At 66.5% G+C, this 1,997-nt stretch carries 2 protein-coding genes; both read right to left on the bottom strand.

Annotation, left to right across the window (positions count from 1 at the left end; translation table 11 throughout):
• On the bottom strand, positions 1-320 hold a 320-nt coding region (locus AB0J09_RS63480), incomplete at its 3' end, for an RICIN domain-containing protein (protein WP_360714021.1).
• A gap of 73 nt (positions 321-393) precedes the next feature.
• A partial coding sequence (locus AB0J09_RS63475; protein ID WP_360714019.1) for a family 43 glycosylhydrolase occupies positions 394-1,997 on the bottom strand: 1,604 nt, incomplete at its 5' end.

Below are 1,997 nucleotides of genomic sequence, written 5' to 3'. Positions count from 1 at the left end.
CCGTTGGCGGTGGAGAAGTTGTAGACGTCGAGCACCTTGCCGGAGTGGCGGGACTTGATGCGGTAGTAGCCGCCGCCGGAGTCGACGAACTGCCACTGCTGCTGGTTCTGGTTGTTCCTGGTCCACTGGGTGATGCGGCCGCCGTCGGCGGTGGACAGGTTGTAGACGTCCAGGGCCTTGCCGCTGTTGCGGTTGACCAGGACGTACCAGGCGTTGGTGTCGACGGTGGCCGCGTTGGCGGACTGAGTCTGAAGGGCGACGAACAGGCTCGCCAGTAAGGTGGCCACCGTCGCGAGAACGGATAGGGATCTGAATTTCATGATTTGCTCCGATTTATCCGACATGGACGAGTTGCCATTGCTGGTTGGTGCCTTCCTGTGTCGACGTGTTGCGTCAGGGGGTGGTGAGGTCGAAGCGGCGCACGGTCACCGCGCCGCCGAGGGACTGGGTGGCGTAGTTGAAGATTCCGAAGCGGTAGCCCATGAAGAACTGCCAGGCGTTGTTCAATGTGAAGGCCGGGCCGAGGCTCACGAAGTTGCTGCCGTCGGTGCTGTAGGAGAAGCGGGCCTGCCTGCCGGAACCGGGCCTGATGTCGGCGTTGACCCGCAACCAGATCCGGCCGCCCGAGATGCTCGCGCTCGCCGCCTCGGCGCCGGTCCCGGTGGTCTGCCACGAACTGTTCATGGTCAGGCCGTTGGTCATCACGACCCGGTTGACGCCGTTGTCGCGCTTGACGCCGATCCAGGCCGACTGGTCACGCAGCATGGCCAGGCCTGAGCGGTCGCCGTTGGCCATCTGCGAGTAGTCGAGCTCGATCGTCGCCGTCGACGACGGGCCCTGGATGCGGTGGGTCAGCGTGTTGTGGGCGTTGTAGAGGTCGCCCGTGACGGTGACGGTCTGCAGGCGCAGGCCGTTGCCGGTGGAGAAGCGGCTGGTGTCGGGGTTGTGGTTCCACTCCCAGCGGTGCCCGAGGCTGCCCGAGGTGAAGGTGTCGGGGCCGATCATGGACGCCACGGTGCGGGTGGTCTGGATGTTCGGCTTCGGGTAGGTGACTCCCCACCCGCCGTTGACGGTCTGCACGGTCGGCCAGTCGCCGGTCCAGGTGATCGGTGCGAGCGCCGGGACGCGGCCGCCGGGGTAGGCGTCGACGAACGACATGTAGTACCAATCGCCGTTCGGGGTCTGGACGAGCCCGCCCTGGTGGGGGACGCCGCCGCCGGAGATGGGGCCGGGCAGGTCGAGCAGGACCTGGCGCATCTCGTACGGGCCCCACGGCGAGGTGGAGCGGAGCACGTACTGGCCGTTGGCGGGGCGGGTCAGCCAGATGTAGTAGTAGCCGTTCCGCTTGTAGAAGCGGGAGCCCTCCAGTGTGCCGACGTTGCTCGGGGTCTGGAACACCTGCTGGGCGCGCACCTGGCTGAGCCCGTCGGCCGAGAGCTGGGCGACGCTGATGGTGCCGTTGCCGTAGGCGACGTACATGGTGTCGTCGGTGTCGATCAGCAGGCCGGCGTCGTAGTAGCAGTTGTTGATCTGCGAGCGCTTGGTCCACGTGCCGTCGACGGCGGAGGCGGTGTAGACGTAGGTCCGGTTGAACTCGACGCAGCCGATCCAGTAGTAGGTGCTGTTGCTCGTGCGGTAGTTAAAGGCCGAGGCCCAGATGCCCTTCACGTACGCCCGGCCGCCGTTGAGGTCGTAGGCGCCCGAGTCGAAGTCGAGCCTCGGGACCGAGTGGCCGGCGTACTCCCAGTCGACCAGGTTGTAGGAGCGCAGGATCGGCGCGCCTGGCGAGTAGTGCATCGTCGAGGCCGAGTAGTAGTAGGCGTCGCCGACCCGGATGATGTCGCCGTCGGCGAAGTCCTGCCAGACGGCCGGGTTGGTGTAGGTGCCGCCCGGATCAGGGTTGCCGCCGTCGACCCGGACGAGTTGCCATTGCTGGTTGTTGCCGCCCCAGTCGTCGTACTGGACGATGTTGGCGCCGTCGGCGGTGGAGGCGCCCT

The organism is Nonomuraea sp. NPDC049784, assembly GCF_040659615.1.
Classification (GTDB): domain Bacteria; phylum Actinomycetota; class Actinomycetes; order Streptosporangiales; family Streptosporangiaceae; genus Nonomuraea.
This window is presented reverse-complemented; position numbering and strand designations above follow the sequence as displayed.